Source organism: bacterium (assembly GCA_024228115.1).
Taxonomy (GTDB): domain Bacteria; phylum Myxococcota_A; class UBA9160; order UBA9160; family UBA6930.
Map to the genome: position 1 here is coordinate 1 of JAAETT010000039.1, position 16,524 is coordinate 16,524.

The window sequence follows — 16,524 nt, forward strand, 5'->3', positions numbered from 1 at the left end:
AGCAACAAGGCTCCGCCGTCGGAGCTGCTGTGCTCCTGGTCGAAGGCGGCCACGACGGGCTTCGAGATCAAGTCGGGAAAGGTGACAGTCTGTGCGGTAGTATCCGGCTTCATGAAGGGGCCCTTGTTGAGGGGAAACGCGTGTCGCAACTCGTTTCTACCGCAACTGGGGCCTTCTTCAATTCAAGACCACGACTTCTTCATGAATTATTCGCGCTAGTACGGGTGCCGCTCGCCTTCCGGCTGGGTGCGCCAGCGGCGGTGGATCCAGATCCAGTGATCCGGCGCCTCCCGGATGGCGTCTTCGATGGGACGGGTCATGCGGTGTGCGTTCTCGTGCAACGCAGCGGCTTTGTCGTCTCCCTCGTCGACGAGTTCGATGGGCGGGCCGAAACGTGCAACGTGGTGGATGCCATCTGGCTGCCGATACAGGAAGACCGGGATCACGGGGCAACCGGTACGCATGGCGATCCTCGGCGGGCCATCCCGGGTGCAGGCCAGGCGCCCGAAGAAGGGCACGAACACGCCCTCGCGCCGGCGGCAATTCTGGTCATAGGGCATGGCGAGAACGCGACCATTCCTCAGACCGGTGAGTGCTGCACGAGCCGCGTTGCCCCGTGGCAGCAACTCGGCTCCACTATCACCACGCATCTGACCTAACAATGCATTCAGAATCGGGTTTTCTCGTGGACGATGGACCACGGCAGCAGGCACATCGCGGGCGACCATCGCAGCCGCAAGAATTTCCCAGGATCCGAAATGAGCGGTCAGGACCACGACCCCTCCGTTCCTCGAGGCCTTGCGAGCGGCTTCCAGATGCTCGAAGCCTTCGACGCTCACGCGCTCTCGCAGCGCTTCCCGGCTCAGTGAGCCGACGCGGGCGAACTCAGCCAGGCCGCGGCCCAGATTCGCGAAGGATCGCACCATCACATCGCGACGCTTCTCATCACTCCAATCGGGGAAGGCGATGCGAAGGTTCAACATGGCGTCTGCGGTGCGGGGGCCCCGAAGACGGGCGTAGCCAGCTCCGAATGCTGCGGCCAAACCCAGCGCTGCTCGATCCGGGACGAGACGAAGCAGCCCCAGGACGGCCCTCACCAGCACTGCAGCCATGCGGTCAGCGAGGCTCGGGTGTTCGCCGTGGCCGTTGGGGCTGGAGGGCGGAGGTGCGGCCTCCGCTGGACTCACAGCGCCTCCAGCCAGCCGAGTTCCACTTCCTTGAGTTCCCCCCACACTTCCCGATCGATGGCGCGGTAGCGATCGATGGCCTCGTCGTAGCGATCCGGCGCGCCTTCGGCCTCGGCGATCTCGCGGGCCTTCTGCCGTACCCAATCGATATGCCAACCCTCATCCTTGGTCACCGAACGCAGCACTTCGAGCGTGCGCTCGGGAACGCCCTCGAGCTTCAGGTGTTCCTGGTAGCGCTTGAGTGCCCGCTGCTCGACGACCACCGTGAGTGACAGGAGATCGATGGGCTTCCTGGGAAGACCCGCGCGCTTGCCGATCCGCACCTGGTAGCCATCGGTGATCGGCACCGGCGCCCGACCGAGTTCCTTGATCCGTTCGGTCCACAGCCAGGCGTGGCGCGTCTCGTCGGACAGATGCTCGGAGAGAAGCATCTGGGATTCGTCGTCCTTCAGGATGCGGAGGAGCCGATAGACCAGGTTGGAACCGCGTAGCTCGGCATCGCGGTAGTAGGAGTAGATCCGGACCTCCATATCGACGCTGTCCGTGGGAGCCGGGAGTGTTTCACTTGCAGCCGCCATGCCTCGTACCTGCCTCGCGTTGGGCCGGAAGTTCCCCGACCGTGCGGGGGGAACCGGCTGAGGGGACGATAGCCTGCCCGCTGGGGGCAGTCGAAGCAAGCCGAGAGGTTTTCACCTCGCTAGAACTCGCGCTCCATCACGACATGGGGGCCGATCCCCGGAAGATCGAATTCGGGCCCGATCCGGTGGAAGCCGTGTCGGTCGTAGAACCGGGCCGCAGAGAGCCGGGCGTTGCACCAGACCCGTTCGCCGCCGGCTGCAGACATCTTCTCCAATGCGACTTTCAGGAGCCGGGCTCCAATTCCGTGCCCCCGGTCGTCCGACGCGATGGCCATTCCGCGCAATCGATAGGAGCCGCGCGCCCTGCCGCTCTCCTCTCGCTCTTCCAGGGAGAGCGTGATCGTGCCGACCACATCAACGCCTCGATAGGCCGCCAGATGAAAGCTGCCAGGCGCCTCGTCGCCCGGATAGATCAATTCTTCCGGCGCCTGATTCGGGCGCAGTACTTGCTGACGCAAAGCGCGAGTCAGCTCGGCGGGGACGGATCGGATCTCGATCATTCCCTTTCGCGGCGAATGCGGATGCCCGCATGCTCGAGCACCGCGGCGATCGGCGAGGGCTTGCGCACGGTGACGGTCACGGCGTCTACGCCGAATTTGTCGAGCACGGCGTCGGCGATCCGCTGGCCCAGGGCTTCGACCAGCTTGTGCTCCTGGTTCGAGGCCACGTCCGCAGCGATCTCGAAGATGCGCTTGTAGTGGATCGTCTGCTGAATGCGATCGCTGCGGCCGGCGGCGCGTAGATCCGTCTCGATCTCCAGGTCGAGGCGGACCGGCCGGCGCATCTTTCGCTCGGCGGCGGTCACGCCCAGGGCAGCAGGCACCTGGATGCCTTCCAACAGAATCGTATCGGGGTGATCGCTCATGGGACCTCCGGCGGGAGCTGACGAGAAGGGGTACAAAGTATCCCTTTCCAAGGCCCAAGGAGCACCCCATGACCCTCGACGAGATCCAGCGGAGGGAGGCGCGCCACTTCCTACCGGTCGTGAACCGCATGCCGGTCGCGTTGGTAGAGGGGCGTGGATCTCGCGTGACGGACGTCGACGGCCGGGAATACGTCGATCTGACCGCGGGATGGGGCGTGTGCTCGATCGGCCATTGCCATCCCGTCCTCGTGGAGGCCATCTCCGAACAGGCCGGCCGGCTGATGCAGACCACGAACCTCTTCTACACCCTGCCCCAGCTGGACGCTGCAGAGGCCCTGACCGGGCTCTCGCCTGCCGAACTCAGCCGGGTCTTCTTCGTGAACTCCGGCACCGAGGCGGTGGAGGGCATCCTCAAGCTCGCCCATCGGGCGACGGGGCGAAGCAAATTCGTCTCGACGACCGGATCCTTCCACGGCCGGACGCTCGGCGCTCTGGCCGTGATCGGCCAGGCCAAGCATCGCGACCCCTACCAGGATCTCCTGCCGGAACCCGTCACCGTGCCTTTCGGGGATGGCGACGCTGCCATCGCGGCGATCGACGGGCAGACGGCTGCCATCATCATCGAACCCGTACAGGGAGAGGGAGGCGTCAACACTCCCCCGGCCGGCTATCTCGCGCGGCTGCGGAAACGCTGTACGGAGACCGGCGCGCTGTTGATCTTCGACGAAGTGCAGACCGGCATCGGCCGCACCGGACGTATGCTGGCCCTCGAACACGAAGGCGTCGTTCCGGATGCGCTGACCCTTGGCAAAGGCCTCGGGGGAGGTTTCCCGGTCGCCGCGTTCCTATGCAGCGAAGGTGTCGCCGAGACGGTCACGCCAGGCGACCACGGCGGAACCTACATCGGCAGTCCCCTGGCCACCGCGGCGGTCAACGCCGTGCTGAAGGTCGTCGACGATGAGAAACTCGTGCAGCGCTCCGCCGAGCTCGGCGAAAAGCTGGGCGCCCGCCTACGCGCCTACGCCGACGCCCACCCGGACAAAGCAGAAGGCGAACGGGGCCAGGGTCTCCTGCGGGGCCTCGTGCTGCGCAACACCGAGTACGCCGGAACCATCCCCCGACGCGCCCTCGAACAGGGCATCCTGATCAATGTGACCGCCGGCAACGTGATGCGCTTCTTCCCAGCCCTCAACATTCCCGAAGACGACCTCTTCGAATCCCTCGAAAGCCTGCTAGCCCTGATAAGTCAATAACGGGGACGGGTCAGTACTTCGGCGCCGTCGTCGGTGACGAGGATGGTGTGCTCCCATTGAGCGGAGAGCTTTCCGTCGACGGTGACGGCGGTCCAGCCGTCGTCGAGAATTTCGGTCTTCCACTGGCCGAGGTTGATCATGGGCTCGATCGTGAAGGTCATGCCAGCGCGCAGGCGCATGCCGGTGCCCGGGGTGCCGTAGTGAAGAATCGATGGCGGAGTATGGAAGACGCGGCCCGTGCCATGGCCCGTAAACTCGCGGACGACTTCGTAGCCCTGAGCTTCGGCAAACGTCTGGATGGCGTGTCCGATATCACCGACCCGGCTGCCATCCTTCACCGTCCGGATGCCGAGCCACATCGCATGCCATGTGTCCTTGACCAACCGCCGTGCCACGGGTGAGACGTCGCCGATCATGAAGGTGCGGGACGAATCGCCATGCCAGCCGTCCAGCAGCGGGGTGACATCGACGTTCACGATATCGCCTTCGCGAAGCACGCGTCCCTCGTCGGGAATGCCGTGACAAACCACATCATTCACCGATGTGCAGCAATGGCCCGGGAAGGGAGGCGTGCCGTGGTTCACGTAGCCATAAGGCGCACTGGTCGCCCCGGCGGCGCGGGTCATTTCGTCCACGACCCGGTCCACCGCTGCGGTCGTCACGCCGGGCCCGATCATCTCGGCCACCCCGTCCAGGATTTCGCAGGCCAAGCGCCCAGCGGTGCGCATGCCGTCTGCTTCCCCAGGCGAGAGGATGGGGCAGGGCGACTTTGAGCGGCTCGAACGGGCCTTTTTCTTGTTCTTCTTCATGCGCACCGGGGGAGGGAGGATAGGGGGCGCCAACCCCCTTGCCTACTGCTCGCCTTCCAGCTCTTCTCGCAACAGCCCGATGAGGTAGGGACGCATGCCCCCCGGCTGGACGATCGCCTCCAGGGAACCCACGTCCAGAGCGCGCTCGACGGAGTGGACCCCGTCGAACTCCTCGGCCAATTCGGATTGCTTCTCCAGGGTGACATCGGCGAGGGTCTGGTCGTAGTTGGCGCGGCCGTTTTCGCTGCCCCGGCCCGAGCGCAACGCCCGGACCCGTTCGTCGGCGAGAGCCCGGGCCCGCACCTCTCGGCCGAAAACCACCTTCGCCGCCGGTCCTCCGCCGAGCACCGAGGCGAAGGAGCCCGAGAGGGCTGCCGCCCGGAGGCGCGGATTCAACTCCTGGGAGAACACGACGTAGGCGCCACCGTGGTAGCGCGAAACGACGAGGAAGAGGATCGGCCCGTCGAAGTTCACGACGGCCCGCGCGATTTCCGCGCCGTACTCGAGTTGCAGCTTGCGCATCGATTCCGGCGACCCGTCGAAGCCGGAGAGATTCGCCAGGATCACGACCGGCCGGTTGCCGCTGGCCGCATTGAGGGCCCGCGCCATCTTCTTGGACGAAAGCGGAAACAGCGTGCCGCCGGTCCAGGTATTCGGGCCGTCCGCGGGCAGATAGCCCTCACGCGTGATCCCCTGGCTCTCGATGCCAACCAGGCAGACTGGCGTCCCTCCCAGATGCGCATCCCAGACGACCGCCATCTCTGCGCCCACCCATCCTCGCCAGCGCTCGAGGTGCCCACCGTCGCGATCGACGACCGCCTCCATCAGGGGGCGCATGGGGAAGGGACGTTTGCGTCCGGGATTGGTCGCATCGTCGAAGATCTCTCCAACGGTCGCGAAATCTACGCTTGCCGGGTCCAGCGTGACGTCCCGATCTTCCGGATCTCCACTCTCGACCGAGCGGGGCCGTTTCTCTCCCGGCACGACGTAGCTGTAGCGATAGTGGTCGTAGAGAATTCGATAGGCATCGCCAAGATCGTTGGCGAAGTACTGGGCCTCGCCGTTTGGCCCCATGATCCGCTCGAAGCCCCCGATAGCCACCTCGTCCTCGGCAGATACTGCCCCCGATGCCTCGAGGGCTGCACGGCCAGTCAACACCATCGATGCGCCTTGGGTCATGACGAGCACGCCCTTCGTGTGCATCAACATCGTAGAGAGCGAATCCCAATAGCTCTGGGCGCCTACGTTCACGCCCGCCACGATCATATGCACCGTGCCACCCGCCTGGGTGAACTCCACGATGCGGCGCACGACCCGTGCCGTTGCATCCAGATTCTCGGTACCACTATCCATCGCGATCCGCGCCCCGCTCGAAACGGGGATCCACTCGACGGGTACACGTAGCTCCCCGGCCAGATCGATCGCGGCTACGATGCGATCACATTCAGCGGAAGCCAACGATCCCATGCCTTGGGTCGGATCCGAGAGCACGACCACGCGCTTCATGCCCTCCGGAACTTTCTCCGTAGGCGTCGTCATCACGCCGAACACGACGGAACAGACATTTCGGCCATACGGCCGTCCAGAGCAGGGCAATGCCCGCAGCGTTTCCGATTGCGGGTCTAGATCGTATTCGACGAAGCTCCCTGCCGGCAGGCGATCCTCCTGACGGCTGCCGGTGAGCATGCGAATGATCTCGTAGGGGTAGACCAGGCGCCGCCGCCGGGCCTCGACCACCCGACGCTCGTAGTCGTTGCGTGTCGAGAGTGCACCGTCGCGCGGCTCGCGCCACAAGATGGTCATGTTCGCGCCGGTGATGTCGGAGATCACGACCTCCGTGCCGCGGCTCGGCAGCTCGGGTGCGCCGCGATCGAGCAACCGCAACCGCACGACGACCTTCTCGAGCCCGAGGTTTCGCGTGGCCGGGGCCAACCGGCGAGAGAGCCGTTCGGCGATCTCAGCGTCCAGGAAGACCTCCGGAGCCACGTAGACCTGGATGCGATTCCATTGGAGCCGACGCTTGGGATCGCGATCCGTCAGCATGGTGCGAAGCGACCGGGTCGCCTCGAAGAACGTGTGTTCGAACGCGGCCATATGAAGAGCCGCCTCGCGGCCATCATCCGGAGAGCGACTGCGCATATCCGCCAGCACGATCAGTCGTTCGTCACCTTCGGCCTCTCGACTGCGGCCGTGAAAGCAGTAGATGTCCTCCGGCCCCTCGACACGCTCGAGTTCGAAGTGATCCAATCGGTCCAGGTCGATCCGTGTCGCCGCCTCGGGGTGGATCCCGTGGTACGACTCATCGATGCGGAAGCCCGTCGGGGTTGGCACCCAGGTGCGATGCAGAGGCGCCGTTTCGTTGCGTACGCCGGTCAAGGTAAAACGGCCCGCCGGAAGCCCGCCGCCTAGCACTGCCTCCGCGGCCCGGCCCAACGCTTCGAGTTCACTACCTTCGTCGGATACGGGAACGAAGAGTTCGATCGCGTGGACCGCCGGCCATTCGTGGCTTTCTCGCAGGGATGCTGCTGCCTTGACCAGTTCGCCGACCAGCTCGGAGGCGCGATCCCCATCGACAGTTCCCGCTAGCACGGTCCGTCCACCAGGGAACTCGACTCTCTCCACCCAATGGTCGCCGGCCCGTTGAGAGGCCTGGTCGAGGGGCGCTGCCGGGGAGTAGATGCGGCGGAGATGGCTGGCCAAGGCGATCGAGCGACGCCTCGAGTCCGGATCCCCGAGCCAGTGGCCGACCCGGTCGAATACGGCACGCGGCGCGTCGGCCAGGTGAAAGAGCACTTCCTCCGGCGGCGCCGTGGGCGCGGATTCGGCGGCTTCGAGCCAGATCTTGACCTCTTTGGTCGTGCTTTCGGCAAGCCGTTCGATATCAGGCCGTTCGAAGAGCTGATAGCGCGCCAACGTTGCGGCGTCTGCGACAGCGTGGGAAACGAACCCGCGCATACCAGCAATGGCGTCGAGCGCTTCGGCAAGCGCCGCGTCATCCCCCAGGTGCAGGCCGGCCTGGGCGAGCTGGCCGACACGACGCAGCATCGCCAGCACCAGACGATCGCGGCGCTCCGGGGCCAACTGGCTCGCGAGCAGACGCAATACGGCGCGCTCGAGAGCATCCGAGGGATCCAGGCTATTCACGCCATAGTGGGCCAGTGCGCGTCGCACGCGGTCGAGATAGATCTCGGTCAGCCCCGCGCCAGAAGCGCGCATGCGCCGCACGAACATTCGCAGGCGAGCGGCATTCGACGGACCTTCGGTCCCGGACAACGAAGCGGCTGGAGAGCGGATGAAGAGCGTCGCGACATCAGCAAAGTAAACCAGTTCGTGACTGAGTTCCGCGAGCTCCCGGTGGAAACCGTCAGAGAGTTCGTCGGGAAGCGGCGCCTCCAGAAACGCGGCCAACCGATCGGCGCGTTGCGGATTCGCATCATAGCCGAGCAGGACACGCCGGACCTCATCGCGCACGGCCTCGATGGCGTCGCGACGAATCGCACGGGGCATCTGATCGGCGGCCGCGAGGTCGGGCCGGCCGAGCCGCTCATCCTTCTCGGCCGCGAACAGCGGTTCCAACGGATCCGACAATTCCTCGAAAACGATGCGCCGAGAGCCATGATCCTCGTTGCCGTTCTCGGCGGATGCGTCGATGACGAGGATGACGTCACCTGCCGCCACTTGCTCGCCCTTGCGAACGCGCACCTCACTGATGATGCCGGAGACGGGAGCCTCGAAAGCCACCTCCATCTTCATCGCCTCGAGCAGGCCCAACGCCTGGCCCGAGCGCACGCTATCGCCGGGTTCGACATGGACCGCAACGACCATGGCCGGTGCAGCCGCACGAACCTGGCCCGCTGTCTGGGAGCCGAACCGATGACTGCGGCCCTCCACCTCGACCCGCAGGCCCGTCTCGGTCAGGTCGTAGAGTAGACGATAGGTGCGGCTTCCGATCTCCAACCGTGCGGCATGTTCGCCTTCTTCGCGAAGCGTCGCCGTCAGCACGCGCCCATCGAGGTGCACCCTGTAGCGCCATCCACCGGTCGCGTAGACCGCCAGGCGATATTGGTCCCCCTCGTGGGTGAGATCGATCTCCTGACCCTGGGGCGGCGCCAGCCTGCTCGAGGCCACATTGCCTGGATCGGAAAAGAAGTTGAGCCTTACGAGGGCGCGGTGGCGTTGGTAGGAGAGGATCGATGCAGCCAGCAACGCGACATCGGCGTGCTCGCGCTCCAACTGGGCTGCGCCGAGGCGATCCAGCCAGGTCGTATCGACCCCACCGGCCCGGAAATCCTCATGCTCGAGGATCTCGAGCAGGTAGCCCTTGTTCGTCGTCCCGCCTTCGATCACCAGATCGAAATCCAGGAGCGCTGAGACCAACCGGGCCCGCGCTTCTTCGCGCGTGTTGCCGGTTGCGATCACTTTCGCGACGAGGGAATCGAACGAGGATGGAACCTCGCTACCCGCTGCCACCCCGGAATCGAGACGGACACGGGGCCCGAGCGCCGGATCGAAGCGTGCGATCCGTCCGGGAGCAGGAAGGAAGCCTGCGTCCGGATCCTCGGCACAGACCCGCGCTTCGATCGCAGCGCCACGCTTCAGGATGTCGAGCTCCGCGATGGTTTCACCGCGAGCGATCCGGATCTGTGTTTGCACGAGGTCGACGCCCGCGATCTCTTCGGTGATGCCGTGCTCCACCTGCAAACGTGGGTTCATCTCGAGAAAATAGAACTCGCTGGAAGAGACCAGGAACTCGACCGTGCCGACACCCACGTAGCCAGCAGCCTGGGCCATCTTCACGGCATAGCCTTCGAGCCTCTGGACCTCGGCATCACTCAGGTGGGGCGGCGGCCCTTCTTCGATCACCTTTTGATGCCGACGCTGGACGGAGCAATCCCGACAACCGATGGCGCGCACCACGCCATCCCGGTCAGCCGCGATCTGCACCTCGATATGGCGCCCGCCTTCGACCTTCTTCTCGAGAAAGAGCCGGCCATCGCCGAACGCGCTCTCGGCTTCCGCTCCCGCAGAGCGGTAGGCCTCAGCCAGAACGTCCGGCGTATCGACGACGCGAATTCCCCGGCCGCCTCCGCCCGCAGACGCCTTGATCACCAGCGGATAGCCCACTCGTTCCGCTTGCTTCTCTGCGTCCTCCAGGGACTCGAGCTCGCGGCCACTCCAACGAGTCACCGGAACGCCTGCCTCTTCGGCGAGGCGTTTCGAACCGATCTTGTCGCCGAGCGCACGCATGGCTGCTGGATCGGGGCCCAGGAATTTCAGGTTCTCCGCAACCAGGCGCTCGACGAATCGCGCGTCCTCGGCCACGAAGCCCCAGCCCGGCCAGACGGCATCGGCCCGAACCTGGCGCAATGCAGCGATCAGCCCATCGTGGTCCAGATACGCCGCGACCTCGCCGTTCGGTGAGGGAAGGAGAACAGCGTCATCTGCGTGCCGAACGAACGGAGCGTCCCGGTCGATCTCCGTATACAGGGCGATGGCACGAAGATCCGAACCCTCCTCGGCACGCAGCGCCTTGATGGCCCGGATGCATCGCATCGCAGCCTCACCCCGGTTCGCGATGGCGATCCGGGTGACAGGATCGAAGCGGTTCACGAGCGCGCCTCGCTCCACCAATCGCCTGATCCTTCACGCAGATCACAGGCGAAGGCAACGAAACCACCGTGATGAGAGAGGGAGAGATCGACATCGACCGGCCGACCTGCCGCCATGACGACGGGGATCCGGCCGACGCGATCGATCTCGAGTTCCTCCGCCGGGAGTTCGAGATGCGTCGCCAGCTCGCGACGGACCCGCGCGCGCAAGGCCTTGCCAGCCAACGCGACGTCACCATCCCATACGACAACCTGCTCGAGCAATTCGCTCTCGCCGGGTTCTTCATCGCTTGCAATGGCATGGAGCCGATCCTTCGCCTCGTCGACTCTGACGGGGAGCGTTCCCGCTGGATGATGCACATGCCCCCGAAGCGTTGCATCGAGTTGAACTTCGAAACGAGGCGGAGAGAACACCGTGCAGCGGTCGAGTTTTCGGGCCACTTTGTAGGCCGCTTCCTTGGCCGCCCAGAAGATCCATCGCAGACGATCCGGTGCGCCACTGGCGCGGAGCGTTTCCAGCTCCCGCGCCGAGAACACCCGCGCATCCCAACGCGGGTGACGGCCCGCAGCCTGTACTTCGGGATCTCCGAGATCGACGACGTCATTGCCGATCATCGAAATGCCTCGTTTCCATCTCCGCCAATCGCCCTACGATCTGCTGGGCGATCTCGACAGAACCGCGAAGACCTTCATGATCGGTCTTCGGCTCGAGCACACTGCTGTACACGTCGAAGACGTCTCCCGGACGGGGCGAGTCCGCCCAGCTCTCCTGCTTGCGTCCCCGCAGGTAGACGCAGAAAACCCGGCAGCCCGGGATGGAACTCACCAACCGGCCCACGCCATAGGCCGCCGACTCCTGATCGACACGCCCGGTTCGACTGCGTCCGCCCTCGGGAAAAATCAGTACGGATTCTCCGCGGGCCAGCAGGAAACCGACCCTGTCGAGCGTCTTCGCTACCTCAGCACGATCCGAACCACGCTTCACGGGCACACACTTCAGAAGGTAGACGAGAACCCGCTTCCACAAGGTAGAGGCGAAGTTCGTTTCTTCCGGCGTGTTCCAGGGCAGCCAGTTGAAGTGGCGAAGGAACGCGCCCATTCCACCCAGGGCCCAGGTGATCGCGAAGGAATCGAGCATGGTCAGGTGATTTGCGCACACGAGAACGGGCGCATCCGACTCGCTGCGCAGCCGGGCGTACTCCCGCCGTACGCGATCCGCCCCAACCAGCCGCCACCGCATCGCGAAAGCCATGATCCCTGTGAACATGGGGATCCAGAGGAGCGAGAGCCCTCGACTGATCCCCAGTTGGGTCAGTAGCGCGCGGCGATCACTCGCCTCGAGCACGTTCGGCACCGACGACTCGTTCAGAGCTTCTCGGCGATCAGCCCAACGCAATCGCCAACGGTGTTCACCACATCGACGTCCTCATCCGCGATCTCGATATCGAATTCGTCCTCGAAGGCGAGCACGACATCGACGAGGCGTGCCGAGTTCACTTTCAGATCCTCCAGGATGTTGGTGCCTGCAGACACCTTTGCCAGAGCATCCTGATCCTTCACGTAGGGCGTCAGGATCTTCACCACACGCTCCTGAATTTCGGTCGTCTCCATCGTTCTCTCCTTCTTCTCTCTCGTTCTGGTTCAGATTTCGCAATGACGCAGCACGAGCGCCGCGTTCACGTCACCAAAGCCGAAGCCTGCCTTGATCATCGTGCGCAGGCCAGGCGCTTCGAGGGTCTCGTGGGGGATCGAAGCGGCGTAGGGTTCGATCTCCGCGTGGACATCCTCGCAGTTGATCGATGCATGGACGAAGCCGTCGCGCACCATCTGGATGGCTGCCACGGCCTCGATCGCACCCGCCGCGCCGAGGGCATGGCCAATCAACGATTTCGTCGACGTGATGGCCGGCAGGCTTTCGGGTTGCCGCTCGAGGGCAGCCGCCCAACAAGCGATCTCCCGGGGGTCGGCCCCCGTGGCGGTCAAGTGGCCACTGATCGCGTCGATCTCGTCCCTTGCGACGCCGCCATCTTCGAGCGCTGCGCGTATGCAGCGACGTACACTCTCCGGGTTGGGCGATGTCATGCTGCCGCCCATCCGATGACCACCGCAATTGGTGGCGCCGCCGAGGACTTCGGCGTGGATTCTCGCCCCTCGTTGTTCGGCACTCTCGAGGCTTTCGAGCACGACGATGCCGGCGCCGGAGCCGGGGATGAAACCGGCGGCGGAAGCGCTCATCGGCCGCGAGGCTTTTTCGGGTTCGTCGTTGAAGCCGCGGCACAAGACGCGCATCGCATCGAACCCGGCCCAGATATAGACACTGGCACCTTCGACACCGCCGCATACCATTCGCGTCGCCAGGCCACGGCGGATGCGATCGGCACCCATCACGATGGCTTCCACGCCGGTAGCGCATGCGGCCGAATTCGTCGTCACCGCATTGCCAAGGGCCAGGATGCCCGACACGCGCGCCGAAACGCCGCTGCTCATCACCTGCTCGACACCCGTCGAGCCGATGCGCCGCACCTTGCCGGCGTTGACCAGGGGAACCACACGCTCGGCCATCGTGTCGATGCCGCCCACACCGGTTCCGATCACAGCGCCCGTATCCCAATGGACGATGTCGTCCGAGGCATCGGGGACCGCCAGGCCGGCATCCTGCCAGGCTTCGACGGATGCCAGCGCCGCGAAGCGGTGGGCGCTGTTCATGGAAAGCTGGAGTTCCTCATCGAAGCTGGCCTCGACCAGCTCGTCGGTCCCCTGCGGAACACCCGAGACATGACAGGCCAGTTTGGCCTCCTGCATGGACTCGTCGACCCGAAGGCCGCTCTTGCCCTTGCGCAGGGCCAACTCGAATTCCTGGGCACCGTTGGCATTGGGTGCGATCACGCCCAGGCCGGTCACGACGACACGATGCGAGTCGCTCATTTCATCACTCCAATGCCGGCTAGCTGGCCTGCACAGATCACCGTGCCGTCCTCGAGCTTCATCTCGACGTCAGCCTTCAGCTTCTTGCGACGCCAGTAGACTCGCTTGGTCAGGGTGAGCACGCGATCCCCGGGGCGTGCCATTCCTGTAAATTCTACGTTGCACTCGGTGAAGATCGTCTGAAACTTCTGCGCCTCGGACTCGCCGTACTCCTTGTACGTGAGAAAGAGCGCCAGCGGGACCATGCCGCATTGCGCCATCGATTCGATCATGATCACGCCGGGTGTCACCGGGTTGTCGGGAAAGTGCCCTCGATAGAAATCCGAGGCGGGATCCCAGCGATAGGACGCGAGGATGTGCTCGTCGTCCATCTCGAGGATCTCGTCGATGAACCGAAAGGGTGGTTGCTGGGGAACCAGCTGAAGCACCTCGTCGGGAGTGAGAATCCGCTTATCCGCCATACATGCCACCGTTGACATGGAGCACGCTTCCATTCACGTAGTTGGCGCGGGTAGCGAGCCAAGCGACGGCATCCGCGACTTCTCCAGGCTCACCCATCCTGCCCTGGGGGATCTTGTCGAGGATGTTCTGGCGGATCTCGTCCGGCAGTTCCTCGGTCATCTCGGTCGCGATGAAGCCCGGAGCGACCGAGTTCACCAGGATCGGCCGACCCGCGAGTTCCTGGGCGAGGGATTTCGTCATCGCGTCGAGGCCGGCTTTCACCATCGTGTAGACCGACTGGCCGCGGTTTCCCGTATGCCCGACCACGCTCGTGATGTTGATGATGCGGCCCGATTTCTGTCGGAGCATGAAGCGGCGAATCACCCGTTTGGTCAGATACCAGGTGCCCCGCGCAACTGCGGCGACTGCGTCGTAGTCGTCGATCTTCATCGAGGCCATGGGCCCGTTGCGGTTGTAGCCCGCGTTGTTCACCAGGACATCGAGACGCCCGGCCTTCTCTTTCAGCTCGACGAGAAGTGCGTCGACCTCTTCCGGATCGGTGATGTCCGCCCGAAGCGTGAAAGCGCCAGGCAGTTTCTCGGCCACTTCCTTGGCTTTCACTTCGCTCGAGCGATAGTGCACGGCAACCCGAAAGCCTTCGTCGGCCAGGGCGCGCGCACAGGCGGCACCTATACCGGTGCCCGCCCCGGTTACGAGTGCGACTCTTGCTTCGTCGTTCACGATACGTCTCCCGAAGTGCCGAAGCGGAGAAGCGCGCGACTCCAGCTGAGGCCACCACCGACCGCCACCATGGCGACATCGTCCCGCGGACCGAACTTTTCCCAACTCATCGAAACGGCCGAAGGGCAACTCGCCGAGCCCGTGTTGCCGTGCAGCTCCACGTTGTGATGGTGGAACTCCGGTGGAATGTCACAGCGCTGACAGACCTGCTGCAGGACACGCATGTTGGCCTGGTGGCCCGCGAATTGGAAAGTGCGGTCGTCCTCGGCGAAATCTGCCCGCAGATGATCGACGCCTGAGATCGTCTTCTTGATCGCGAACATCTGTACGGCGCGCCCATCCTGCGCGAAATAGCCTGCTCGGGGAATCACCACCTTCTCGGCCTGGGCCGGATTCGAATCCAACGCCGAACCGAGCAACTGTGCAGGCCCCGGAATCCGCGGTGACACCACAGCGGCAGCAGCCCCATCTCCGAACAGAACGGCATTGGCGCGATCCGTGAAATCGACAGTCTTGGTGAGGGACTCGCTCGAGACGACGAGGATGTAGTCGGGAAGGGCTTCGGGGCGCATGGCGGCGACGACGAAGAGCTGGGCCATGAAGCTGGTACAGGCGGAATTGATATCGAGGATCGGCACATCGATGCCGAGCCCCTTGGCGACCATGCCGGCCTCGGCCGGCGTCACGTGATCAGGGCAAGAGCTTCCAGAGAGGAGCATGCCGATCTGCTCGGGCTCGATTCCGGCGCGCTGGATCGCCAGACGGGCGGCGCGTATACCCAATTCGTGGTTGGCCAGCTCCGCCGCTTCGAATGCCTCACGAACATCCTTGTTGCGGGTCTCACGGATATAGTCGAGCGGTAGCACCGTGCGGCGCGCCCGGATGCCCACCCGCTCGAGGATCCACTCGTCGTTGGTTCCGATGTCGAGTTCCTCGAGAAAGGCATTCGAGATCTCGTTCTCGGGATGGAAATGCCCGAAGCCATGAACCTGGAGGTTCACGCCGTCCCCCCGGAGATATGCTCTCCGCCGTCGATGCGAATCACTTCCCCATTGATCCACGCGGCTTCTGGCTGACACATCAGGTAGACGACGTTCGCAACGTCCTGCGGTGTCGTCAGCCTGCGGTAGGGATTGCGCAAGCGGGCATGGGCGCGCATGTGCACGTCGCCAGGGATGGCGGCCTGGGCCGGCGTGTGGGTCACTCCAGGCTGCAGCACGTTGCAGCGCACTCCGTAGGGCGCGTACTCGACGGCAACGGAACGCGCGACGGATTCGAGTGCCACCTTGGCCGCCGCGACCGCCGCATAGCCTTTCCAGGCTACGGCATTTCCTTCGCTCGTCAGGCCGAACACCCGGGCATCCTCGGCAAAGAGCGAGCGCTCGTGGAGCACTTGCACCCAGTCGATCATGCTCGTGCCCATGCTGTAGATTGTTCGCGCGAAATCCTCGGCATCCAGGTACCAACGATCCGAGTAGACGGGCGCCGAGGCGATCTCCGCCATCTCGTCGACGCCTTCCTCGAAGAGCTGGTCTGCGGCTTCGCGTAGCTTCTCTTCGTCGACGCCGATGGCAGCCGCAAGACGCGCCGCACCGGATTGCTCGGGCTTCTTCTCGGGTACGAGGAGCTTCAGGTTTCCGAACGCGATGGAGTGGAGCAGCATGCGTACCCGCCCGCCCTCGCCCATGGCCTGCGCGAGGGTCTGGGTGAGCTCATCGCGCTTCTCGGCAGAGAGGGCATCCGCGTTGTGGGTGATGAGCTCGACGCCGGTGCCGCGAATCTTCTCGAACTCCGGTTCGATGCGCTTCATCGCACCGCGCCGATCGCGATGGATGACGCAGAGGTTCATACCGTGGGCCGCAAGCTTGTGGGCCGTCGCAAGGCCAAAGCCGCTCGAGCCGCCGAGGATGACGCCCCAGTCGTCTGAACCGAACTGGTTACCAAGATTGCTCACCCAAAACCTCCCTTGGGTCACCACGATGAAAACCGACGCTAACGCAATGCGTTATATGTGTCATGACTTTCGGTCATCTTTGGATCAGAAAGATGACTGAGA

At 64.4% G+C, this 16,524-nt stretch carries 15 protein-coding genes; 1 reads left to right on the plus strand and 14 read right to left on the minus strand.

Annotated elements, in window-relative coordinates; genetic code table 11:
• Positions 1 to 215: 215 nt before the first annotated feature.
• The 4 genes from GY937_01000 to folB form a co-directional block, all read right to left on the minus strand.
• On the minus strand, positions 216 to 1,187 hold the full coding sequence (locus GY937_01000) for a lysophospholipid acyltransferase family protein (GenBank protein ID MCP5055282.1): 972 nt from the start codon (positions 1,185 to 1,187) through the stop codon (positions 216 to 218).
• The gene (locus tag GY937_01005; GenBank protein ID MCP5055283.1) at positions 1,184 to 1,765 is read right to left on the minus strand and encodes a ferritin-like domain-containing protein; all 582 of its coding nucleotides are present in this window, start codon (positions 1,763 to 1,765) and stop codon (positions 1,184 to 1,186) included. The genes GY937_01000 and GY937_01005 overlap by 4 nt, the downstream gene beginning before the upstream one ends.
• 119 nt (positions 1,766 to 1,884) lie before the next feature.
• The gene (locus GY937_01010; protein MCP5055284.1) at positions 1,885 to 2,325 is read right to left on the minus strand and encodes a GNAT family N-acetyltransferase; all 441 of its coding nucleotides are present in this window, start codon (positions 2,323 to 2,325) and stop codon (positions 1,885 to 1,887) included.
• On the minus strand, positions 2,322 to 2,690 hold the full coding sequence (gene folB, locus GY937_01015; GenBank protein ID MCP5055285.1) for a dihydroneopterin aldolase: 369 nt from the start codon (positions 2,688 to 2,690) through the stop codon (positions 2,322 to 2,324). The genes GY937_01010 and folB overlap by 4 nt, the downstream gene beginning before the upstream one ends.
• A 68-nt stretch (positions 2,691 to 2,758) precedes the next feature.
• Here folB and GY937_01020 point away from each other — a divergent pair, with 68 nt between their 5' ends.
• Positions 2,759 to 3,943, plus strand: coding sequence for an aminotransferase class III-fold pyridoxal phosphate-dependent enzyme (locus GY937_01020; GenBank protein ID MCP5055286.1), 1,185 nt, complete (start codon positions 2,759 to 2,761; stop codon positions 3,941 to 3,943).
• On the opposite strand, the gene map is transcribed toward GY937_01020, so the two are convergent.
• Genes map through GY937_01070 form a run of 10 tightly spaced genes read right to left on the minus strand, consistent with a single transcriptional unit; the run spans position 3,937 to position 16,422 of the window.
• On the minus strand, positions 3,937 to 4,752 hold the full coding sequence (gene map / locus GY937_01025; GenBank protein ID MCP5055287.1) for a type I methionyl aminopeptidase: 816 nt from the start codon (positions 4,750 to 4,752) through the stop codon (positions 3,937 to 3,939). The genes GY937_01020 and map overlap by 7 nt on opposite strands.
• 42 nt (positions 4,753 to 4,794) lie before the next feature.
• The gene (locus GY937_01030) at positions 4,795 to 10,383 is read right to left on the minus strand and encodes an ATP-grasp domain-containing protein (protein ID MCP5055288.1); all 5,589 of its coding nucleotides are present in this window, start codon (positions 10,381 to 10,383) and stop codon (positions 4,795 to 4,797) included.
• Positions 10,359 to 10,976, minus strand: a complete 618-nt coding sequence (locus GY937_01035; GenBank protein ID MCP5055289.1) for a 4-phosphopantetheinyl transferase family protein — start codon at positions 10,974 to 10,976, stop codon at positions 10,359 to 10,361. The genes GY937_01030 and GY937_01035 overlap by 25 nt, the downstream gene beginning before the upstream one ends.
• Positions 10,963 to 11,715, minus strand: coding sequence for a 1-acyl-sn-glycerol-3-phosphate acyltransferase (locus GY937_01040; GenBank protein ID MCP5055290.1), 753 nt, complete (start codon positions 11,713 to 11,715; stop codon positions 10,963 to 10,965). Before GY937_01040 ends, GY937_01035 begins: the two co-directional genes overlap by 14 nt.
• A gap of 11 nt (positions 11,716 to 11,726) precedes the next feature.
• A complete protein-coding gene (locus tag GY937_01045; GenBank protein ID MCP5055291.1) occupies positions 11,727 to 11,972 on the minus strand; it encodes an acyl carrier protein in 246 nt (81 codons plus the stop codon).
• 30 nt (positions 11,973 to 12,002) lie between these two features.
• A complete protein-coding gene (locus GY937_01050) occupies positions 12,003 to 13,286 on the minus strand; it encodes a beta-ketoacyl-[acyl-carrier-protein] synthase family protein (protein ID MCP5055292.1) in 1,284 nt (427 codons plus the stop codon).
• Positions 13,283 to 13,747 carry a beta-hydroxyacyl-ACP dehydratase gene (locus GY937_01055; protein MCP5055293.1) on the minus strand — a complete coding sequence of 155 codons (465 nt, stop codon included), beginning with the start codon at positions 13,745 to 13,747 and terminating at the stop codon, positions 13,283 to 13,285. The genes GY937_01050 and GY937_01055 overlap by 4 nt, the downstream gene beginning before the upstream one ends.
• Entirely contained in the window at positions 13,737 to 14,468 is a 732-nt protein-coding gene (locus tag GY937_01060) for a 3-oxoacyl-ACP reductase FabG (GenBank protein MCP5055294.1), read from the minus strand. Before GY937_01060 ends, GY937_01055 begins: the two co-directional genes overlap by 11 nt.
• Positions 14,465 to 15,469 (minus strand): ketoacyl-ACP synthase III, encoded by a 1,005-nt coding sequence (locus tag GY937_01065; GenBank protein ID MCP5055295.1) that lies wholly within the window; start codon positions 15,467 to 15,469, stop codon positions 14,465 to 14,467. Before GY937_01065 ends, GY937_01060 begins: the two co-directional genes overlap by 4 nt.
• On the minus strand, positions 15,466 to 16,422 hold the full coding sequence (locus GY937_01070) for an SDR family oxidoreductase (protein MCP5055296.1): 957 nt from the start codon (positions 16,420 to 16,422) through the stop codon (positions 15,466 to 15,468). The genes GY937_01065 and GY937_01070 overlap by 4 nt, the downstream gene beginning before the upstream one ends.
• Positions 16,423 to 16,524 lie beyond the last annotated feature (102 nt).

What these genes read in the sequence shown, in the direction of transcription:
- GY937_01005 (MCP5055283.1), bottom strand. Translation starts at nt 1,765, where the DNA reads ATGGCGGCTGCAAGTGAAACACTCCCGGCTCCCACGGACAGCGTCGAT.
- GY937_01010 (MCP5055284.1), bottom strand. Translation starts at nt 2,325, where the DNA reads ATGATCGAGATCCGATCCGTCCCCGCCGAGCTGACTCGCGCTTTGCGT.
- folB (MCP5055285.1), bottom strand. Translation starts at nt 2,690, where the DNA reads ATGAGCGATCACCCCGATACGATTCTGTTGGAAGGCATCCAGGTGCCT.
- GY937_01020 (MCP5055286.1), top strand. Translation starts at nt 2,759, where the DNA reads ATGACCCTCGACGAGATCCAGCGGAGGGAGGCGCGCCACTTCCTACCG.
- map (MCP5055287.1), bottom strand. Translation starts at nt 4,752, where the DNA reads ATGAAGAAGAACAAGAAAAAGGCCCGTTCGAGCCGCTCAAAGTCGCCC.
- GY937_01035 (MCP5055289.1), bottom strand. Translation starts at nt 10,976, where the DNA reads ATGATCGGCAATGACGTCGTCGATCTCGGAGATCCCGAAGTACAGGCT.
- GY937_01045 (MCP5055291.1), bottom strand. Translation starts at nt 11,972, where the DNA reads ATGGAGACGACCGAAATTCAGGAGCGTGTGGTGAAGATCCTGACGCCC.
- GY937_01050 (MCP5055292.1), bottom strand. Translation starts at nt 13,286, where the DNA reads ATGAGCGACTCGCATCGTGTCGTCGTGACCGGCCTGGGCGTGATCGCA.
- GY937_01055 (MCP5055293.1), bottom strand. Translation starts at nt 13,747, where the DNA reads ATGGCGGATAAGCGGATTCTCACTCCCGACGAGGTGCTTCAGCTGGTT.